At 39.3% G+C, this 18,830-nt stretch carries 17 protein-coding genes and 1 tRNA gene; 14 read left to right on the forward strand and 4 right to left on the reverse strand.

All coding sequences use genetic code 11. The features are described from left to right. Positions 1 to 100: 100 nt before the first annotated feature. The gene (locus B9T24_RS01080; protein WP_086164114.1) at positions 101 to 880 is read right to left on the reverse strand and encodes an IclR family transcriptional regulator; all 780 of its coding nucleotides are present in this window, start codon (positions 878 to 880) and stop codon (positions 101 to 103) included. 246 nt (positions 881 to 1,126) lie between these two features. Here B9T24_RS01080 and fahA point away from each other — a divergent pair, with 246 nt between their 5' ends. From fahA to B9T24_RS01120, 8 genes are all read left to right on the forward strand, one after another. Continuing rightward, on the forward strand, positions 1,127 to 2,443 hold the full coding sequence (gene fahA / locus B9T24_RS01085; protein WP_086164115.1) for a fumarylacetoacetase: 1,317 nt from the start codon (positions 1,127 to 1,129) through the stop codon (positions 2,441 to 2,443). Next, positions 2,430 to 3,080, forward strand: coding sequence for a maleylacetoacetate isomerase (gene maiA / locus B9T24_RS01090; protein ID WP_086164116.1), 651 nt, complete (start codon positions 2,430 to 2,432; stop codon positions 3,078 to 3,080). The genes fahA and maiA overlap by 14 nt, the downstream gene beginning before the upstream one ends. A 21-nt stretch (positions 3,081 to 3,101) precedes the next feature. Further along, positions 3,102 to 3,677, forward strand: a complete 576-nt coding sequence (locus B9T24_RS01095) for a VOC family protein (RefSeq protein ID WP_086164117.1) — start codon at positions 3,102 to 3,104, stop codon at positions 3,675 to 3,677. A gap of 32 nt (positions 3,678 to 3,709) precedes the next feature. After that, positions 3,710 to 4,411, forward strand: a complete 702-nt coding sequence (locus tag B9T24_RS01100) for a CoA transferase subunit A (protein WP_086164118.1) — start codon at positions 3,710 to 3,712, stop codon at positions 4,409 to 4,411. A 3-nt stretch (positions 4,412 to 4,414) separates the two neighbouring features. Next, positions 4,415 to 5,071 carry a CoA transferase subunit B gene (locus tag B9T24_RS01105; RefSeq protein ID WP_086164119.1) on the forward strand — a complete coding sequence of 219 codons (657 nt, stop codon included), beginning with the start codon at positions 4,415 to 4,417 and terminating at the stop codon, positions 5,069 to 5,071. 274 nt (positions 5,072 to 5,345) lie between these two features. Further along, complete coding sequence (hppD, locus tag B9T24_RS01110; protein WP_004651550.1) at positions 5,346 to 6,407, forward strand: 4-hydroxyphenylpyruvate dioxygenase; 1,062 nt, start codon at positions 5,346 to 5,348, stop codon at positions 6,405 to 6,407. Between the two features lie 178 nt (positions 6,408 to 6,585). Then, a complete protein-coding gene (locus tag B9T24_RS01115) occupies positions 6,586 to 7,986 on the forward strand; it encodes an amino acid permease (protein ID WP_086164120.1) in 1,401 nt (466 codons plus the stop codon). A 30-nt stretch (positions 7,987 to 8,016) separates the two neighbouring features. Further along, positions 8,017 to 9,222, forward strand: coding sequence for an aromatic amino acid transaminase (locus B9T24_RS01120; RefSeq protein WP_086164121.1), 1,206 nt, complete (start codon positions 8,017 to 8,019; stop codon positions 9,220 to 9,222). A 409-nt stretch (positions 9,223 to 9,631) separates the two neighbouring features. Here B9T24_RS01120 and B9T24_RS01125 read toward each other — a convergent pair. Continuing rightward, positions 9,632 to 9,708 (reverse strand) — tRNA-Ile (locus B9T24_RS01125). Between the two features lie 815 nt (positions 9,709 to 10,523). Between B9T24_RS01125 and B9T24_RS01130 the strand changes: the two genes are divergently transcribed. Together B9T24_RS01130 and B9T24_RS01135 are read left to right on the forward strand one after the other, a co-directional pair. After that, positions 10,524 to 11,087: a 1-acyl-sn-glycerol-3-phosphate acyltransferase gene (locus B9T24_RS01130; RefSeq protein WP_086164122.1), complete on the forward strand. Its 564-nt coding sequence runs from the start codon at positions 10,524 to 10,526 to the stop codon at positions 11,085 to 11,087. 114 nt (positions 11,088 to 11,201) lie between these two features. After that, a complete protein-coding gene (locus B9T24_RS01135) occupies positions 11,202 to 11,951 on the forward strand; it encodes a YebC/PmpR family DNA-binding transcriptional regulator (protein ID WP_086164123.1) in 750 nt (249 codons plus the stop codon). 403 nt (positions 11,952 to 12,354) lie between these two features. Here the strand turns inward: B9T24_RS01135 and B9T24_RS01140 are convergent, their stop codons facing one another. Both B9T24_RS01140 and B9T24_RS01145 read right to left on the reverse strand, forming a co-directional pair. Continuing rightward, positions 12,355 to 12,825 carry an Lrp/AsnC family transcriptional regulator gene (locus B9T24_RS01140; RefSeq protein ID WP_086164124.1) on the reverse strand — a complete coding sequence of 157 codons (471 nt, stop codon included), beginning with the start codon at positions 12,823 to 12,825 and terminating at the stop codon, positions 12,355 to 12,357. Between the two features lie 145 nt (positions 12,826 to 12,970). Further along, entirely contained in the window at positions 12,971 to 13,735 is a 765-nt protein-coding gene (locus B9T24_RS01145; RefSeq protein WP_086164125.1) for a glutathione S-transferase family protein, read from the reverse strand. 381 nt (positions 13,736 to 14,116) lie between these two features. Between B9T24_RS01145 and B9T24_RS01150 the strand changes: the two genes are divergently transcribed. The 4 genes from B9T24_RS01150 to B9T24_RS01165 are packed head-to-tail and all read left to right on the forward strand — an operon-like array spanning position 14,117 to position 18,823. Then, a complete protein-coding gene (locus B9T24_RS01150) occupies positions 14,117 to 15,319 on the forward strand; it encodes an SfnB family sulfur acquisition oxidoreductase (protein ID WP_086164126.1) in 1,203 nt (400 codons plus the stop codon). A gap of 10 nt (positions 15,320 to 15,329) precedes the next feature. Further along, complete coding sequence (locus B9T24_RS01155) at positions 15,330 to 16,553, forward strand: SfnB family sulfur acquisition oxidoreductase (protein ID WP_086164127.1); 1,224 nt, start codon at positions 15,330 to 15,332, stop codon at positions 16,551 to 16,553. Then, entirely contained in the window at positions 16,553 to 17,962 is a 1,410-nt protein-coding gene (locus tag B9T24_RS01160; RefSeq protein ID WP_086164128.1) for an LLM class flavin-dependent oxidoreductase, read from the forward strand. Before B9T24_RS01155 ends, B9T24_RS01160 begins: the two co-directional genes overlap by 1 nt. A 30-nt stretch (positions 17,963 to 17,992) precedes the next feature. Beyond that, positions 17,993 to 18,823, forward strand: coding sequence for a MetQ/NlpA family ABC transporter substrate-binding protein (locus B9T24_RS01165; protein WP_086164129.1), 831 nt, complete (start codon positions 17,993 to 17,995; stop codon positions 18,821 to 18,823). The last annotated feature ends 7 nt before the right edge of the window (positions 18,824 to 18,830 follow it).

Consider the following 18,830-nt stretch of genomic DNA (forward strand, 5'->3'; position numbering starts at 1 on the left):
AAAGCTAAAATTAAAAATATAACCGTTCAATTGAATAGAGCGCCGCATTCAAAATATTTAAAAATGCCGCAGGTAATTTACGCCAGCGCAGAAGCAAAATTCAGCGACGAGCAATGTACCGCGTTAAAGCCTGTGCTGTTTCTTTCAGCGCTTTAACGCGCTCATTTTCAAGGTCAACGGGCAATTGTAATTCACTGCCTAATGCTGCAATACAAAATTCAATTTCACCTTGTGCATTAAAAATAGGCACACAAACTGCATTCACACCAACCAGCATATCACCAGAAACAGTCGCTACACCTTGTTCGATGAAGCTCTGTTTCATTTCCAAAAATTCAGCCCAATTGGCAGGATAAACTCGCTGCTGCTGTAATTGTTTCTGCTGCCATTCCTGTTCTAATAATGGTCGTACAATATCTTCAGCCATAAAGACCGCATAAGCACGACCTGTTGCCGAATTCAACAACGGCATAATTGACCCTACTCTTGTAATGACTGAAACGGCTTGATTCGGCTCAATCCATTGCACAATTAAAGGCCCTTGCGATGTCCATTTACTGATTTGCAGGCCACAATCAATTTTACGGTGCAGTTCATTAATCATCGGCTGAGCGGCTTGGATCGCATCGGTACGCTGTATGCAGCTTAATCCCAATCTCCATGCCTGATCCCCTAGATCATAGCGCCCATCATCGATTTGCTTGGCATAGTTCATGCGCACCAAACTCACCACATAGCGGTGAACTTTTGCAGGATGCATCGACAACTTTTCGGCAAGCTCCTTCAACATCATCGGTTTACGGTTAGCAATTAACGCATCCAGTACAGTTAACCCCACTTCTAATGACTGAACTCCAGCTTGTATTTTTTCTTCTGACATTTGTCATTAACTCTCACTTGAATGATTAGCATTCTACTCGAATCTCGCTAATTTCAAAGCTCACAAAAAAACAAGGGCTTATCTTTTCGAGATAGCATCTTCCGCCAATAATTTTAAAATTCGAACAAATTACGTAATATATAATCAAATTACATATTGCGTAATTATTTAAAATAAGTATGATTAAATCAATCGTAAAAATCTAGATTATTAAAATTGCTTTACTTCAAGACAAGGAAGACTGAGATGACAAGCCAATTGAAATCATTTATTGAGGTTGCACAAAATTCGGATTTCCCAATCCAAAACTTGCCTTATGGCGTATTTAGCGAAACTGCTGAAGGCATACGCCGTGCAGGTGTAGCACTTGGTGAATGGGTGATTGACCTTGCTGCCCTTGAAGCGAATGGATTCTTGCAAATTCATTCGAATGAATTCATTTTCAACCAATCAACGCTGAATAAATTTATTGATTCAGGCAAAGAGAATTGGTCAAAAATTCGCGCTGAATTGCAGCATCTATTATCTGCCGATAACCCAACACTGCGTGACAACCATGAATTGCGCAATCAAGTATTCTTTAAACAAGCAGATGTTAGCCTGCACTTGCCTGTCCATATTTCAGGTTATACAGATTTCTATTCATCTAAAGAACATGCCACCAATGTCGGCTGCATGTTCCGCGACCCTAAAAATGCCTTATTAGCCAATTGGTCTGAACTGCCAGTTGGCTATAATGGCCGCGCCAGCTCAATCATTGTCAGCGGTACAAATGTGGTGCGCCCTTCTGGTCAAATCAAGCTGCCTGCTGAAGAACGTCCAATTTTTTCAGCCTCTCGCAAACTTGATTTTGAACTTGAAACTGGCTTTATTGTGGGTAAATCCAATATATTAGGCGAACCAATCTCAATTGAAAATGCTTGGGATCACATCTTCGGCATGGTATTGCTCAATGACTGGTCCGCACGTGATTTGCAGCAATGGGAATACGTGCCTTTAGGTCCATTCAACGCCAAAACCTTTGCATCCTCTATCTCTCCATGGATTGTGACCATGGAAGCGCTTGAACCGTTTAAAACTAACTCTCCTGTTCAAGAACCCCAGCCGCTGGCCTATTTACGTGAAGATCATTCTAGCAACAGTTATGACATTCATCTTTCCGTAGAAATTCAGACCGACGGCAATGAACAAGCAGATGTGATCAGCCAAACCAATTTTAAATATATGTACTGGTCTATGGCGCAGCAGCTCACCCATCACACCATTGCAGGATGCAATCTTCAAGTCGGCGATCTGATGGGTTCAGGCACGATTTCAGGTTCTGCGCCTGAATCTTATGGTTCACTGCTCGAAATTACTTGGAATAATACCAAGCCACTAACCCTTTCCAATGGCGAACAGCGCAGCTTTATGCAAGATGGCGATACCCTAACAATGAAAGGCTATTGTGAAAAAGATGGCTTACGCATTGGCTTTGGTGAAGTATCCGGCAAAGTACTGCCTGCTGTTCAGTTTGACTTCGCTATGGATCATGCCGAGGAGAAACTTAGTGAAGCTGTATAGCTACTTTCGCAGTTCTGCGGCATACCGTGTACGTATCGCCCTAAATTTAAAAGAACTCGAAGCTGAAGTTATTCCGATTCATTTGCTTAAAAATGGCGGTGAACAGCATAGTGCTGCCTACCGTCAAATTAACCCAAGTGAATTGGTGCCTGCTTTGGTAGAAACTAACGCTGAACAAGGTTTTACCCTGACGCAATCGTTAAGTATTTTAGAATATTTAGACGAAAAATTTACCAATACGGCATTGCTTCCCAAAGACATCCAGCAACGCGCCCTGATTCGTGCCTTTAGTCAAAGTATTGCCTGTGACATTCATCCATTAAATAACTTGCGTATTTTGCAGTATTTAAGCGGGATACTTGAAGTTTCAGAAAAGCAGAAAACAGCTTGGTATACACACTGGGTTGAAGTGGGCTTTGCAGGCTTAGAGACGCAATTAAAAAATTCCAATGGGCAATTCTGCTTTGGCAACAGCGTAAGCTTTGCCGATTGCTGCCTGATTCCACAAGTTTACAACGCATTGCGTTTCAATATTGATTTATCGGCCTACCCGAAAATTCAATCTATTTATACCCATTGCAATACGCTGTCTGCATTCCAAAACGCTGCGCCTGAAGCGCAAGCCGATGCAGCCTAAATTTTAAATAAGGATATTTATATGGCGATTCAAATCGAAAAAATTCACCATGTCGCTTACCGCTGCAAAGATGCCAAAGAAACGGTGGAATGGTACAAAAAGAACCTCAACATGGATTTCATTTTAGCTTTTGCTGAAGATCATGTTCCATCAACCAAAGCTTTTGACCCCTATATGCATTTATTTTTAGATGCGGGCAATGGCAATGTTCTGGCTTTTTTTGAATTACCGACTCAACCAGAGATGGGACGTGATGAAAACACACCTAAGTGGGTGCAACACATTGCGCTTAAAGTGAAAGACCGCGCAGCATTGCTGGAAGCAAAAGCGCATTTAGAAGCCAATGGCAACAATGTTTTAGGCATTACCAATCATGGTATTTTCCATTCTATTTACTTCTTTGACCCAAATGGCCACCGTCTGGAATTGGCCTATGACGATGAAACCGCCCCTGCCAAAATTGCCATGATTACCGAAGTAATGAAGTATGAAATGCTAGAGCAATGGTCACAAACCAAACGCGCCCCTGACCACACACATTTCTTGCATGCAGCTGAACTAGATCATCATTCTAACGCTGCAAAGATAGACGCTTAAGCCTTTGCTAAACAATTGGAGGAATTTGAGTCATGAATAAAATTTTTGCAAGTGCAGATATGGCCTTGGCAGATATCGCTGCGGATCACCAAACGTTGGCAATCGGTGGTTTTGGTTTATGCGGAATTCCTGAGGCGCTCATCGAAGCACTAAAAAATACGGGTGTGGAAGGTTTAACCTGTATTTCCAATAATGCTGGAGTCGATGATTTTGGTTTAGGTAAATTACTCAAAACCAAGCAAATCAAAAAAATGATTTCCTCTTATGTGGGGGAAAACAAAGAGTTTGAACGCCAGTATTTAAATGGCGAACTTGAAGTCGAACTCACCCCACAAGGAACATTGGCGGAAAAGCTGCGCTCAGGCGGTGCGGGTATTCCAGCCTTTTTCACCCCAACAGGAGTCGGCACATTGATTGCCGAAGGCAAAGAAGTGCGTGAATTTGACGGCAAGGCGTATATTTTGGAGTCCTCACTCACGGCAGATATTGCATTAGTCAAAGCCTATAAAGCGGATAAAGCTGGCAATTTAGTCTTCCGCAAAACTGCGCGTAACTTTAACCCTGAATGCGCTATGGCAGGAAAATTGACCATCGTGGAAGTTGAACAGTTAGTTGAAATTGGTGAGATTGATCCGGATGATATCCATTTATCGGGCATTTATGTCAACCGCATTGTAGTGAATGGTTCGCCTGAAAAACGCATCGAACAAATGACTTTAAAGGTGGAGGCATAAATCATGGCTTGGACACGCAATGAAATGGCACAACGTGCAGCCCTTGAACTGGAAGATGGTTTCTATGTCAATTTGGGCATTGGTCTGCCTACTCTAGTTGCAAACTATATTCCTGAAAATATCAACGTTTGGCTACAGTCCGAAAATGGCTTATTAGGCATTGATGAATTTCCCACTGCGGAAAGCGTTGATGCCGACCTGATTAATGCCGGCAAACAAACGGTCACTGCCCGCAAAGGCGCTGCATTTTTCTCTAGCTCAGAATCTTTTGCCATGATTCGAGGCGGTCATGTCAACATTGCAATTTTAGGTGCAATGGAAGTATCCCAAACAGGTGACTTGGCGAACTGGATGATTCCCGGGAAAAAAGTCAAAGGCATGGGCGGCGCCATGGACTTGGTCGCAGGCGTACAGAAGGTTGTCGTACTGATGGAGCATTGTGCCAAAGATGGCAGCCCCAAAATTGTCAATCAATGCACGCTTCCTTTAACAGGTAAAGCCGTTGTAAACCGTATCATCACGGACTTAGGTGTGATGGATGTGACCGCAGAAGGCGTGAAATTGATCGAACTGGCAAAAGAGGTCAGCCTTGAACAAATTCAGGCCGCGACAGGTATAGATTTAATGATCACTGACCTTGAAGCAGCTTTAGCTTCATAAATTCGCAGGGTAATTATTCTTAGTTAAATTAATTACGCATTAAGTAATTAAATTATGCATTGAATAATTTAAAAACCTTGCTATCATGAAGAAAGAATTATTTTTCCCGTTTTTTTATTATATCTTGAAGTCAAAATAAAACGGGAAATGCAGGATTAGACAAACGGATCTGTCATAGAAATTTTGTAATTTAATGCGGTTTTTCCGTCTGTTTAAAAGCAAGTTAATTTTAAAAAACAAGCAATAGGATTGCTTTAAAAAATGAGGATGTTGTATGAATGAGCTAGCCAACCCTTTGGAACTGTGCGGATTTGAGTTTATTGAATTCGTCGCTAAAGACAAGGAACTGGATGAAATTTTTCAAACAATAGGTTTCAGCAAAGTTGCTAAGCATAAATCAAAAAATGTGTATTTATGGCGTCAAGGCAATATTAATATTATTCTCAATTATCAACCTGAATCAGCAGCCGCTTATTTTTTTAAAGAACATGGCCCTTCTGCATGCGCAATGGGCTTTCGAACCAAAGATGCAGCCAAAGCATTTAATAAAGCGATTGAATTGGGTGCAGAACCTATTTATTCAAAAATTGGCCCGATGGAATTGAATATTCCAGCGATTAAAGGTATTGGAGGATCACCGATTTACTTGGTCGATCGCGACATTTACCAAAGTGATTTCATTTTCTTTGATGACGTAGCTTCACACCCTGTCGGAACAGGCTTAAAAGAAATCGATCACTTAACACATAATGTCTATAGAGGGCGTATGCAGTATTGGGCGGACTTTTATGAAAAGATTTTTAATTTTCAAGAGATTCGCTATTTTGATATTAAAGGTGAATATACTGGTTTAACCTCAAAAGCTTTAACTGCGCCAGATGGGAAAATCCGTATTCCGCTCAATGAAGACTCAGAAAAAGGCAATGGTCAAATTGCCGAATTCCTAAGTGATTTTAATGGTGAAGGCATTCAACATATTGCATTTATTACCGATGACCTGATTGGCACATGGGATAAATTAAAAGCATTGGGGGCTAAATTTATGACACCGCCACCAAACACTTATTATGAAATGCTTTCAGAACGCCTGCCCAACCACGGTGAACCGACTGAAGAATTGCAGAAGCGCGGAATTTTATTAGATGGCAATACTCAAAATGAAGACAAGCGCTTATTGCTGCAAATTTTCTCAGAAAATATGCTAGGCCCTGTATTCTTTGAATTTATTCAGCGCAAAGATGATGATGGCTTTGGTGAAGGCAATTTCAAAGCCTTATTTGAATCGATAGAGCGCGATCAAATTAAGCGCGGTGTTTTAGATATTTCAAATGCTTAATATTTAGGTAAGCATTATTTCTTATGTATCCAACTGTATGGGTACATAAGAAATTTATATACGATTTAAATCATTTTAATAAAATTTCTGATATTGCTCTGATCATTAAACAGAATAAAAATAAAAAAAACATTAATCATCATATAGGGCACTGTCTTAACATGGATGAAGATAGAAAATGCAGCAAATTGAACAAGGAAACCTCAAAAAAGGTTTAAGTAATCGCCATATCCAACTGATTGCTCTAGGCGGTTCTATTGGTACAGGGCTATTTCTAGGTATTGCACAAACCATCAAACTCGCAGGCCCTTCTGTAATTCTCGGTTATGCCATTGCAGGACTGATTGCTTTTTTAATGATGCGCCAATTAGGTGAAATGATTGTTGAAGATCCTGTCAGCGGCTCATTCAGCCATTTTGCTTACAAATATTGGAGCAAATTTGCAGGCTTTATGTCTGGCTGGAATTACTGGGTATTAAACATATTGGTCTGCATGGCGGAATTAAGCGCCATTGGCTTATATATTCATTATTGGTGGCCCGAAATTCCAACTTGGGTTTCAGCATTGGGCTTTTTTATCTTTATTAATGTCATTAATCTTTTACATGTAAAGTTATTTGGTGAAATGGAGTTTTGGCTCGCGATTATTAAAGTTCTGGCAATTATTGCCATGATTGCATTTGGCAGCTATTTATTGGCAAGTGGCAGTGGCGGTTCACAATCCAGTATACAAAATTTATGGGAATTAGGCGGATTTTTCCCAAATGGCATAATGGGATTGGTCATGGCGATGGCAATGATCATGTTTGCTTTTGGCGGGATTGAATTAGTCGGCATTGCAGCCGCAGAAACGGATAATCCGCAAAAAACACTGCCTAAAGCAATTAATCAAATTGTCTATCGTGTCTTATTATTTTACATCCTAAGCTTGGTGATTATTTTATCACTCTATCCTTGGAATCAAATGGCGCAAGGCGGCAGCCCTTTTGTTCTTATTTTTGATTCTTTAGGAAGCCAAACTGTTGCGACTATTTTAAATTTTGTCGTATTGACTGCTGCCATTTCTGTTTATAACAGCACTAATTACTGCACCAGCCGCATGTTATTAGGTTTAGCTCAGCAAGGGAATGCACCTAAATTTCTAAGTAAAATTAACCCTCGCGGAATTCCAGTGAATGCTGTTATGGTTTCGGCATTTTTTACCCTGATGTGTGTACTAATCAATTACCTCTTTCCTGAAAAAGCTTTTAATCTACTGATGATGTTAGTCGTTGCGGCAATCGTCATTAACTGGGTCGTTATCTCATACACCCACTTAAAATTTAAAAAGCATATGATTAAAATGAATGCTTCAACTCAATTTCCAAGCATTCTCTACCCTTTTACCAACTATTTATGCATTGTATTTATGTGCGGCATTTTAGTCATTATGAGTCAAACCCCCGATATGCGCATCGCTGTAATGATGATACCTGTTTGGATTTCAGCGCTTTCAATTGCTTATTTCTTTCAAACTAAAAAAGTAACGGCCAATCAGTTAGTTCCAAAAGATAAAATGCGCTCCATACCGAAAGCTTGATTTATGTACTATACAACAAAGGATACATTCATGTTTCAGCATGTTGATACTTATGCAGGTGATCCAATTCTTTCTTTAATGGAAGAGTTTAGTAAAGATGAACGCCAGCAGAAAGTGAATTTAAGTATTGGACTTTACTATAATGAAGACAGTATTGTTCCTCAATTAAATGCGGTTAAAGCCGCTTATAAACAAATTGAACCGACCAATAATAAGGTAAAGCTGTATTTGCCGATGGATGGTTTAAAGTCTTATAACCAAGCCACACAAGCTTTGATTTTAGGGCAAAACAGTTCAGCACATCATGCAGGTCGTGCGGTCACGATTCAAACCTTAGGTGGTTCTGGTGCGCTTAAAGTCGGCGCAGACTTTTTAAAGAAATATTTTCCTGAATCGGATATTTGGGTTAGCCAACCAACTTGGGAAAATCATATTGCCATCTTTAATGGTGCAGGAATCAACTCCCACTTCTATCGTTATTTTGATGCAGCAACCAATGGCGTCGATATTGAAGGAATGCTGCAAGATTTAGCACAGCTGCCTGCCAAAGCGATTGTTTTACTTCATCCATGTTGCCACAATCCAACAGGTGCAGACTTAACGCCTGATGAATGGGATCAAGTGATTGCAGTCTTGAAACAGCGAGACCTGATTCCATTCCTAGACATTGCTTATCAAGGTTTTGGTCAAGGTTTAGAACAAGATACCTATGCCATTCGCGCACTGGATCAAGCAGGTATGAATTTTATTGTCAGTAATTCATTCTCTAAAATTTTCTCACTTTATGGCGAGCGGATTGGCGGATTGACATTTGTCTGTGATGATCAAGCCACTGCGCAAAAAGTTTTAGGTCAGCTCAAGGCAACGGTACGCCGTATCTACTCCAGCCCGCCAACAACGGGAGCTTTAATCGTAGATCAGGTGTTAAATGATGCAGCATTGACTGAAACATGGCAGGCGGAATTGCAGGAAATGCGCGAACGCATTATTCGCATGCGCCAAATTTTAAATGATAAATTAAGCCATGCAGTGCCTGAACGTGACTTTAGCTATTTGGTGAAGCAACAAGGAATGTTCAGTTATACCGGTTTAAGCACTGAACAAGTTGATATTTTGAAAGATCAATATGCAATTTATTTACTTCGCAGTGGCCGTATGTGCGCTGCTGGTTTAAATCTAAATAATATTGATTATGTTGCAAATTCAATTGCGGAAGTGATTAAAGCCACAGCTTAATGAGAGTCTAATATACCTCTTTGATAAATCAACAAATAATCATCAATTGGCAGTGAAATTAATATTAAAAGTTCCTTCTCTTGCGCCATATATGGCGCATGGAGAAGGCTAGGATGAGGGGATTTTTTTAATAAAATCCTGACTCTGAGCAGCATGCTGCGCAAGTCTCCTTAAAAAGGAGATGGAATATCCATTGTCAATTTATTATTAGGGTTTGTTGACATTTCACAGATGCTTGCGACATGAGCCGTATACGGCGCAAGATGTTTAGACGATACAAGGCATGTTTTTCGAAATTTAGTCATTCTAAATGATGAGCAGTGACTAAGATTTGTAGATTCATTCTGCTTACCAGAATATAAAAACAAAAAACCACTTAGGATTAGTACACCTAAGTGGTTGTTTTATTTGGTGGGCCCACCGTGACTTGAACACGGGACCAACGGATTATGAGTCCGCTGCTCTAACCAACTGAGCTATAGGCCCTTATAAGCTGAATTTGTTATATATCAACAAGTTCAAGCGAGGCAATACTAACGAAAATTGTTTCAAAAAACAAGCATTTTCGTTACCACTTGCACAGTAACACAACAATTATTTCACACTTTTATTTTAGCGCTTATCTTTCGATCAAGTCTTAATCGTATCTCCAATACTAAGTCTTGGTATTATTGATATTAATCAAAAAAATTTATTGTATTTAATAGATCATAAATGCCAACTCAACCACCCAAGTATTGAAATTAATCACTGACTAGAGCAATTATTTAATTATACCTATAAAGTCTAAATAAAATAATTCAACAACAATGTAAAATAGCACTTTGAGAATAAAAGTAGAACAACGCTGATTAAAAAATTAACTTTTTATCTACTTACGAACCAAAGTTACGTTCTTTACGATATTCCACACAAATTTCGATTAAAGACCATACAACCACTAACATAAACAGCCCAAAAGCCAATAGAAAAGTTGAAAAATACATCATTCTTTTCATTCCTCATTAAACATATGCCAAAGTTGAACAATTTGTTCAAAAGCTCTTATCTTCGACAAAAGTCTAATAGGTATTTTTTGATCTGGATAGTCATTTTCAATCAAAATTAAGTCTTAATTTATATCATCTTATTTATTTTAAATATCAATTAATGCCCATTTATATATAAAAACAATTAGTATCGCCATTTTCCCAACATATCTAGACAAATGTATTTATTTGTCATTTTAAGCTTATATGCTCTTGACTCTAAATCAGAACAAGCAGAAATTAGCCCACTTTCATATTGCCTAATTTCCTTCTATGTTAAAAAAATTTATTGGTGAATCTGCATTCAAAATTGCGGGATGGAACTATCATATAGAACCAGATGTACTTGAAAACAAACAAGTGATTGTTGGCTTTGAACATACATCTATGTTGGATGCAGTGCTTTCTCTGGCGCTGTTCCAAATTTTTGATATGAAAATTCATACCCTAATTAAAAAAGAATTATTTAAAGGGCCAATGAAACCATTATTAGAAGCACTGGGAGGAATTGCAGTCGATCGTAAATCCAACCAAGATATTGTTTCGCTTATGGTTGAGCATTTCCAACAAAATGAAAAATTCAACTTGGTGATTGCCCCAGAAGCCACACGCGCAAAGCCTGGTGAAGCGCGACGTCCAATTCGTACTGGATTTTGGCATATTGCTAAAGCAGCAAATGTACCTATTGTTTTAATGTATGCCAATTCAAAAACTAAACAAGGTGGAATTTTAGGGAAAATATACCCAACAGAGATCAACCATGACTTAGCGCTGTTAAAACAACTTTATAAAGATAAGGTCGATTTGGATATTATTATTCCTGAAGCTAAAAACTAAGGTCTAATTTGTTTAAAAACTCAAAAGCTAGCCCTTTCTAAGAAAAAAGGGCTTATGGTAGAATTTAACACATTCGATTAGGCATACAGCCAATCTACAAGGAGCATATTTCGCATGGCGGGTCATTCCAAGTGGGCTAACATTAAGCATCGTAAAGCAAAACAAGATGCTAGCCGTGGTAAAGTTTTTACCAAATATATTCGTGAATTAACCACAGCTGCAAAACTCGGCGGTCCCGATGCAGCAAGTAACCCGCGTCTTCGTGCTGTAGTTGAAAAAGCATTATCTGTAAATATGACACGTGATGTGATTAACCGTGCCATTCAACGTGGTGCTGGTGGTGAAGATAATGACGATTTAAAAGAAGTTACTTACGAAGGTTATGGCGTTGGTGGTGTTGCCGTTATTATTGAAACAATGACTGATAACTTAAACCGTACTGTACCTGATGTACGTCACTGTTTTTCCAAAACCAATGGTAATTTGGGTACAGCAGGTTCGGTGGCATATCTCTTTACGAAACGTGGTGAAATTACTTTTGAAGATGTTTCTTTAGAAGATAAAATCATGGACGTGGCTTTGGAAGCTGGCGCTGAAGACATTGAAGTCAGTGAAGATGAAATCTTAGTCATCACAACACCTGAAAGCTTCGGTGATGTTCAAGATGCCTTAACTGCCGCAGGATTGAAATCTGATAATGCTGAAGTGGTGATGAGCCCATCAACCAAAGCTGAAATTACAGACATTGATCAAGCAAAAATGATTTTAAAAATGATTGATATGTTTGAAGACCTTGATGATGTTCAGAACGTGTATACCAACGTTGAATTCTCAGATGAAGTTTTAGAACAATTGGATGCTTAATCCAATCAACTGGCTTTAAATCTGTGATAAAAAAACGCACATATTCGTGCGTTTTTTTATGTGTCTTGTGAAAGCTTATGCCTGTTATAAAGATGCCTTAAACATATACACATGTACAAACAACACCAATACCCCTATCAATAGCAGACAAAAAAGCCAGAGAATACATGCCAATATCATCCGTAACAGCCATTTTTTGCAAAAGGAAAAGTGCTTAAATAAAGGTATTGTTCCCCATAACCAAAAAACATATTGAGAAATAAGCAACAAATAATCAAAACTACGATGTGATGACTGTTGTCCTAATTGAACATAAATAAAATCGGCTATGAGCCAAATCAATAAATTGATTAAGCCGATATAAACAAAGCGGCTAAGCTGCACTGTCTAAAGCCATTAAATTTTATAGCTTGCTGAGCAAACCACTACAGTTAAAAACATTATATTCTTTAATGACAAAGCTAGAATGTAGCGCTACAACGTGTTCAATTTTACCAATACGTTTGAGTAAAATTTCACTGTAATTTTCCATATCACGTGCAATCACTTCCACAATAAAATCAGCAGATTGTCCCGTCACCAAAAATGCATTAATCACTTCTGGAATATTTTCCAACTCTTCCAAGAACTTGGCAAAAGTATCGGTATCATGTCGACTTAAGGAAACCTGTAATAGAACATGCAGGCTAAAACCTAACTTTTTATAATTCAAATCACGCTTTAATCCAGAAATGATATTATTTTCAATCAAATGCTTAATGCGACGATGCACCGAACTTACAGAAAGATTAATGCGTTCAGAAAGCTCATTTAGATTAAGATCTTCATTGGTTAAAATTTCAAGAATTTGTTTATCAAAACGATCCAGTTCCATCATAAGCTCCACGATGTTTATATATTTAAGATAATGCAAACGATGTCTTTAGAAATATTTCCAACATGATTTTTTAGGAAAAATAAACACCTATTCCCCTTCTCTCGACTAGAAGTAAGAGATTAAGGTATTTTATTTTACAATATTAAACGCCACGCCAGTCGACACGGGCATTACGCTCCGTTTGATAAATACGCAAGACATATTGCCCTAAAGGTAAGTTGGTCAAAAAGGCCTTATATTGCATGAACTCATCGGATAGATTTTCACCACGCTCTTTTTCCCACGGCGTACCTGCAATTTCTAACAACGGCGCAAGCATTGAACACACTGCAATATCCGCCAAACCGAGGCGTTCGCCAACAAAATAACGCCCATGATTTTCAATGAGACGCTGATTTAAAACATCAACTAAAATATCCATGCGTTGTTTTGATTCAGCCACTTTATCCGAATTAAGTTGATAACCTCTTGAAAGAATTGCCTTCATAATCGGTTTTGAATATTTTTCAAACTGGCGTAAATAGCCTTTTTCACCGATCATAATATCGAGCGATTCTGCACTTTCAGTTAAAGTATGCGCTAAACCCCAACGTCGAACATGCATACCAAGCTCTGCCGCTTGCTCATTAATCTCTAGCGCTAAATCACGCTGTTGTACATCAGAACGCAGTAAAGAATGTTCTGGATAAACCTCATCTAAATACAATGCAATTTTGGTCGAATCGGCAATCCAATGGTCTTGGTCACGTAAAATAGGTAACCGATTTTGCCCTGTTTTTAATTGCGCAAATGCACGATGTACACCTGGGATCAAATTATGTGCAACATAGTCTAACTCTTTATGATCGAGCAACCAGCGAGCTTTCTCACAAAAATGAGATAAAGGAAACTGGTATAAAGTTCGCATAAATTCTCCGCAATTTATTTTTTAGTTCTGGTTATCAATATAACCATCAACATTCATCGAATACTTTAGTCACCCTACCTTAGAAATACAATGTACTTTTATGCAAAAATAGATGCACACAACTCCATGCTATATCATTTATTTTTATACCTTTTTTTCTTTTCATTATCATCAAAGTAGATAAACCGATTAATTAAAACTCAAGCAAAAAGCCTTGTAAGACAAAATAATGTTGCTTTTTAAACAGTTAGCATAGTTAAATTTATTCAAAATCTAGCACTTTATCTCTTAAACATCATTTTTCATAAGCTTTGCAAAAGCAATTGCTTAATTTTAAATTCAATTGGCTGTAGCGTTTTGATATCTATTTAGGGTGTCATTATGTCTCATTTAATTTCTGACAATGTTCATGTGGTTGAAAATGACCAAGGTGCGATTAATGCAGCGTATCAAGTTGCAGATTTTGCTCTAGAAGGTCGTAATGAACGTGATCAAAAACGTCTACTGCCTTTTGCTGAAATTGATTTATTCAGTGCAAAAGGTTTGGGTGGAATTCGTATTCCACAAAAATTTGGCGGTGCTTTTGTCTCCAATAAAACTTTGGCGCATGTTTTTCGTATTTTGAATAAAGCCGATTCAAGTGTTGGGCAAATTCCACAAAATCAAATTGCTCTGCTGAATATGATCAATATCATGGGGACAGAACAACAAAAGACATTTATTTTTAATGAAATTTTACAAGGCAAACGTTTAGCCAATGGTGGCCCAGAACGCCACACCAAAGATACCAGAACCCTAAATACAACGTTAACAATCGAAAATAATCGTTACTTTGTTGATGGTGAAAAGTTCTACTCCACAGGCAGCAGTTTTGCCCATTGGTTGGCGATTAAAGCCATTCATCCCGAAGGTCATGTGGTACTGACCATTATTAATCGTCAGGCAACAGGCGTTGAAATCATTGATAACTGGAATGGTTTTGGTCAACGTACAACATCAAGCGGTACAGTCAAACTCAATCAGGTCGAAATTGATCCATTCTTAATTTTTGATGAACGTCTACTTGGCAACACAGCAAATTATCGTGGTGCCTATTCGCAATTATTGCAAGTTGCCATTGATGTCGGCATTGCTGAAGCAGCTTTTGCCGACACCTTAACAGCTGTACAAAAAGCACGTCCGATTGTGGATGCCCATGTCGAAAAAGCCAGTTTTGAGCATTACACCTTACAAGAAGTGGGCAAGTCCAATGTGTTACTGGATGCTGCCATTTTATTACTCGATGAAGCCGCTGAATATTTAGATGAACTGGATTTACTCGATGAAATTACGGATGAACAAGCAGCTCAAGCATCCATTTTAGTTGCAGAAGCAAAAATTTATGCCAATGATGCCGCCCTTCATATTTCAGAAAAACTGTTAGAACTCGGTGGCAGCCGTTCAAGTTTAAGTCAGCATAATTTAGATCAGCATTGGCGCAATGCCCGTGTGCATACCTTACACGATCCTGTGCGCTGGAAATTACATGCCTTAGGTGACTATTACCTGAATCACACCTTCCCTGCACGTCACGCTTGGATTTAAGGATAAAAACATGACTTCATATCAAAAACTCTCCCCATCAAAAGATCAATCATTGGCTCAGGCGCATATTATTCAATCCGATGCTGAAGCTTTGGACATTGCACATGCTTTAGCAGAACAGTTTAAAAGCAATGCTGTACAACGCGATGCGCAGCGCATTTTACCTTTTCAAGAAATTGAAGCATACAGCCAGTCTGGCTTATGGGCGATTACTGTGCCAAAGCAATATGGTGGTGCAGAAGTTTCTAGCCTTACGGTTGCCAAAATTATTGCCTTAATGAGTGGTGTCGATGGTTCGATTGGTCAGATTCCACAAAATCATTTTTATGCTTTGGAAGTGCTCAGAAATACGGGCACAGAACAACAAAAGCAAAAACTCTATGCCGAGGTTTTAAAAGGGGCTCGTTTTGGTAATGCCTTAGCGGAATTTAAAACCAAAAATGCAACGCAAAAGCAAACCGCAATCACGCCAACTGAACATGGCTTTGTGGTCAACGGAGAAAAGTTTTATTGCACAGGCAGCTTATTTGCACATCGCATTCCAACCTTAGTCAAAGATCATGAAAATCGTGAATTTTTAGCCTTTATTGCACGTGAAAGTGAAGGTCTAGAATTGATTGATGACTGGTCTGGTTTCGGACAACGTACCACAGGCAGTGGCACGGTCAAATTCAATAATGTTCAGGTTGCAGCAGAAGACATTATTCCCTTTGATAGCGCCTTTAGCCAAGCCACTTTGGTCGGTCCATTTGCACAAATTATGCATGCAGCCATTGAAACGGGTATTGCTCGTGCAGCTTTTGAAGAAACCCTGCATCGTGTCCGTCAAGCACGACCTTGGATTGACTCTGGAGTTGATCAAGCCACGGCTGATCCACTCACCCTATTTGAACTGGGTCGCATTGTTGCCGATGTCCGTGCCAGTGAAGTGTTATTGAAACAAGCGGCACGTTCGATTGATGCTGCAAAACCGCAGCCCACTGCTGCAAATATTGCCAAAGCCTCGTTAGATGTGGCAAAGGTACGTGCTCACAGTACCGAAACAGCATTAAAAGCATCATCTAAGTTAATTGAACTGGCAGGCAGTCGTGGCAGCCAACGTGAAGATGGACTGGATCGTTTCTGGCGCAATGCGCGTGTACACACTTTGCATGATGCATCTCGTTGGAAATACTATTTTATTGCACATAATCTATTAAACGGCGTACTGCCACCACGTCGAGGAACATTGTAATGACAAATTCCTCAACGCCAAATACGTCCAAAAAAATCTTGCTTAATGCATTTGATATGAACAGTGTCGGTCATATTAATCATGGTTTATGGACGCATCCACGGGATGAATCTCATCGTTTTAATGAACTGAGCTATTGGACTGATTTAGCGCAAACCTTAGAAAAAGGTTTGTTTGATGGCTTATTTATTGCTGACATTACCGGTGTTTATGATGTCTACCAAAATGGCATTGAACTCACTTTAAAAGAGTCTATTCAACTGCCCAGTCATGATCCAACCACGTTGGTTTCAGCGATGGCGGCAGTCACGCAAAACTTAGGTTTTGGCATAACCGTTAACTTAAGTTATGAATCGCCTTATCAGTTTGCCCGCCGCTTCGCCAGTCTTGATCATTTAACTCAAGGACGAATTGGCTGGAATATTGTCACTGGATATTTGGACAGTGCAGAACGACTAATTGGGCAAAAAGGTTTAAAAGACCATGACCTACGCTATGAACAAGCCGAAGAGTTTCTTGAACTTTGCTATAAATTTTGGGAAGGCTCTTGGGAAAATGATGCCGTTTTAAAAGACAAAAAACAGCGTATTTTTACCGACCCGTCCAAAGTGCATCAGGTACGGCATCAAGGGCAGTTTTACCAAAGCCAAGGGGTGTTTCAAGTTTCCCCTTCCGTTCAGCGCACACCAGTGTTATTTCAGGCAGGTGCATCACCACGTGGTTTAACCTTTGCCACACAACATGCAGAAGGTCTATTTATTGGTGGTGATCGACCAGAGAAAATTAAACAACAGGTCGATCAAATCCGCAATCAAGCCACTGCACAAGGTCGTAACCCTGAAGCCGTTAAAATTTTTGTTGGTATTAGCGTAGTAACTGCCGAAACGGATGAACTGGCACAACAAAAACTGGATGAATATATTCGCTATGCCAGTCCTGAGGCGGGTCTGGCACATTTTTCTAGCTCAGTGGGTATGGATCTGTCTCAATTTGCAGATGATGAAACCATTCCTTATCAGCAGACCAATAGTATCGCTTCAGTCAATAACAAGTTTAAAGAACAAAGTATCAGTAAAAATGATTTAAAAGCGCAGCATATATTGGGTGGACGCTATCCACTGATTGTCGGCAGTGGCGCGACTGTGGCTGAAAAACTGATTCAATTGATGGATGACACAGGCATTGATGGTTTTAATTTGACCCGTACCGTTGCCCCTGAGTCACATCATGATTTTATCCAGTGGGTGATTCCAGAACTGCAACAACGTGGACGATATAAAACTGAATATGAAAATGGCAGTTTAAGACACAAACTTTTTCAGCAAGGTAACCGATTGTCTGCTTCACATCCTGTTCAACAATTTCGATGTCAAAGCACCGCCTCAACTTCGAACTCCAACTTAAATTAAAAACAAACCGCATAAATTTTGAGGTGCAGCATGGCACAAACAGCAAAAACCAAATTCACCCTTATTGGGGTGATTGTTGCCGCAGTCATTATTGGACTGGTGGTGTGGAATCAACAAAAAAAATCGGGTTTAGATGAACTGGTGATTGGCATTAGTCCATCATTTGCCAAACCATTACAAGTCGCAGTAAATGAAGCCAAACAACAAGGTTTGAATGTCAAACTGGTCGAGTTCTCTGACTGGAACACACCCAATATCACCTTAAATCATGGTGATATTGATGCCAATTTTTTTCAGCATCAACCCTTTTTAAGCAATGCTTTAAAAGAAACGGGCTTTAAACTCAAAAGCTTTGCTGCTGGTGCTGCAACGCATGTTGGCTTATATTCTAAAAAATATAAAAGCTTTGATCAGCTGCCACAAAATGCCACAGTTGCCATTCCTAACGACCCTGTAAATCAAGGTCGGGCATTATTGCTTTTGCAACAAGCCAAACTCATCACTTTAAAAAATCCTGAAAATCATTTATCAAATGTATCAGACATTGCAAGCAACCCTAAAAATCTACAATTTGTTGAAGTAGAAGGTCCACAAACAGCACGTGCGATTGACGATGTCGATCTGGCGTTTGGCTATCCACATTACTTACGTCTGGCTAAAACCGCCGATCCTGAAAGTGCCTTATTGTTCGATGAAAACACCAATAAGCGCTACGCCATTCTGTTTGTGGTGCGTGAAGATTATCAGGACAAAGATGACAAATTGAAAAAATTCGTCAGCATTTATCAAAATTCAGCTCAAGTGCAGCAAGCTTTGAATGAAGATTTTGGTGCCAAACTTTGGTTTCCGGGCTGGAAATAAGGAATGA

Source organism: Acinetobacter sp. ANC 4654, assembly GCF_002135425.1.
In the GTDB taxonomy this organism is placed as follows: domain Bacteria; phylum Pseudomonadota; class Gammaproteobacteria; order Pseudomonadales; family Moraxellaceae; genus Acinetobacter; species Acinetobacter kyonggiensis.

What these genes read in the sequence shown, in the direction of transcription:
- B9T24_RS01080 (WP_086164114.1), bottom strand. Translation starts at nt 880, where the DNA reads ATGTCAGAAGAAAAAATACAAGCTGGAGTTCAGTCATTAGAAGTGGGG.
- fahA (WP_086164115.1), top strand. Translation starts at nt 1,127, where the DNA reads ATGACAAGCCAATTGAAATCATTTATTGAGGTTGCACAAAATTCGGAT.
- B9T24_RS01095 (WP_086164117.1), top strand. Translation starts at nt 3,102, where the DNA reads ATGGCGATTCAAATCGAAAAAATTCACCATGTCGCTTACCGCTGCAAA.
- B9T24_RS01100 (WP_086164118.1), top strand. Translation starts at nt 3,710, where the DNA reads ATGAATAAAATTTTTGCAAGTGCAGATATGGCCTTGGCAGATATCGCT.
- B9T24_RS01105 (WP_086164119.1), top strand. Translation starts at nt 4,415, where the DNA reads ATGGCTTGGACACGCAATGAAATGGCACAACGTGCAGCCCTTGAACTG.
- hppD (WP_004651550.1), top strand. Translation starts at nt 5,346, where the DNA reads ATGAATGAGCTAGCCAACCCTTTGGAACTGTGCGGATTTGAGTTTATT.
- B9T24_RS01115 (WP_086164120.1), top strand. Translation starts at nt 6,586, where the DNA reads ATGCAGCAAATTGAACAAGGAAACCTCAAAAAAGGTTTAAGTAATCGC.
- B9T24_RS01120 (WP_086164121.1), top strand. Translation starts at nt 8,017, where the DNA reads ATGTTTCAGCATGTTGATACTTATGCAGGTGATCCAATTCTTTCTTTA.
- B9T24_RS01130 (WP_086164122.1), top strand. Translation starts at nt 10,524, where the DNA reads ATGTTAAAAAAATTTATTGGTGAATCTGCATTCAAAATTGCGGGATGG.
- B9T24_RS01135 (WP_086164123.1), top strand. Translation starts at nt 11,202, where the DNA reads ATGGCGGGTCATTCCAAGTGGGCTAACATTAAGCATCGTAAAGCAAAA.
- B9T24_RS01140 (WP_086164124.1), bottom strand. Translation starts at nt 12,825, where the DNA reads ATGGAACTGGATCGTTTTGATAAACAAATTCTTGAAATTTTAACCAAT.
- B9T24_RS01145 (WP_086164125.1), bottom strand. Translation starts at nt 13,735, where the DNA reads ATGCGAACTTTATACCAGTTTCCTTTATCTCATTTTTGTGAGAAAGCT.
- B9T24_RS01150 (WP_086164126.1), top strand. Translation starts at nt 14,117, where the DNA reads ATGTCTCATTTAATTTCTGACAATGTTCATGTGGTTGAAAATGACCAA.
- B9T24_RS01155 (WP_086164127.1), top strand. Translation starts at nt 15,330, where the DNA reads ATGACTTCATATCAAAAACTCTCCCCATCAAAAGATCAATCATTGGCT.
- B9T24_RS01160 (WP_086164128.1), top strand. Translation starts at nt 16,553, where the DNA reads ATGACAAATTCCTCAACGCCAAATACGTCCAAAAAAATCTTGCTTAAT.
- B9T24_RS01165 (WP_086164129.1), top strand. Translation starts at nt 17,993, where the DNA reads ATGGCACAAACAGCAAAAACCAAATTCACCCTTATTGGGGTGATTGTT.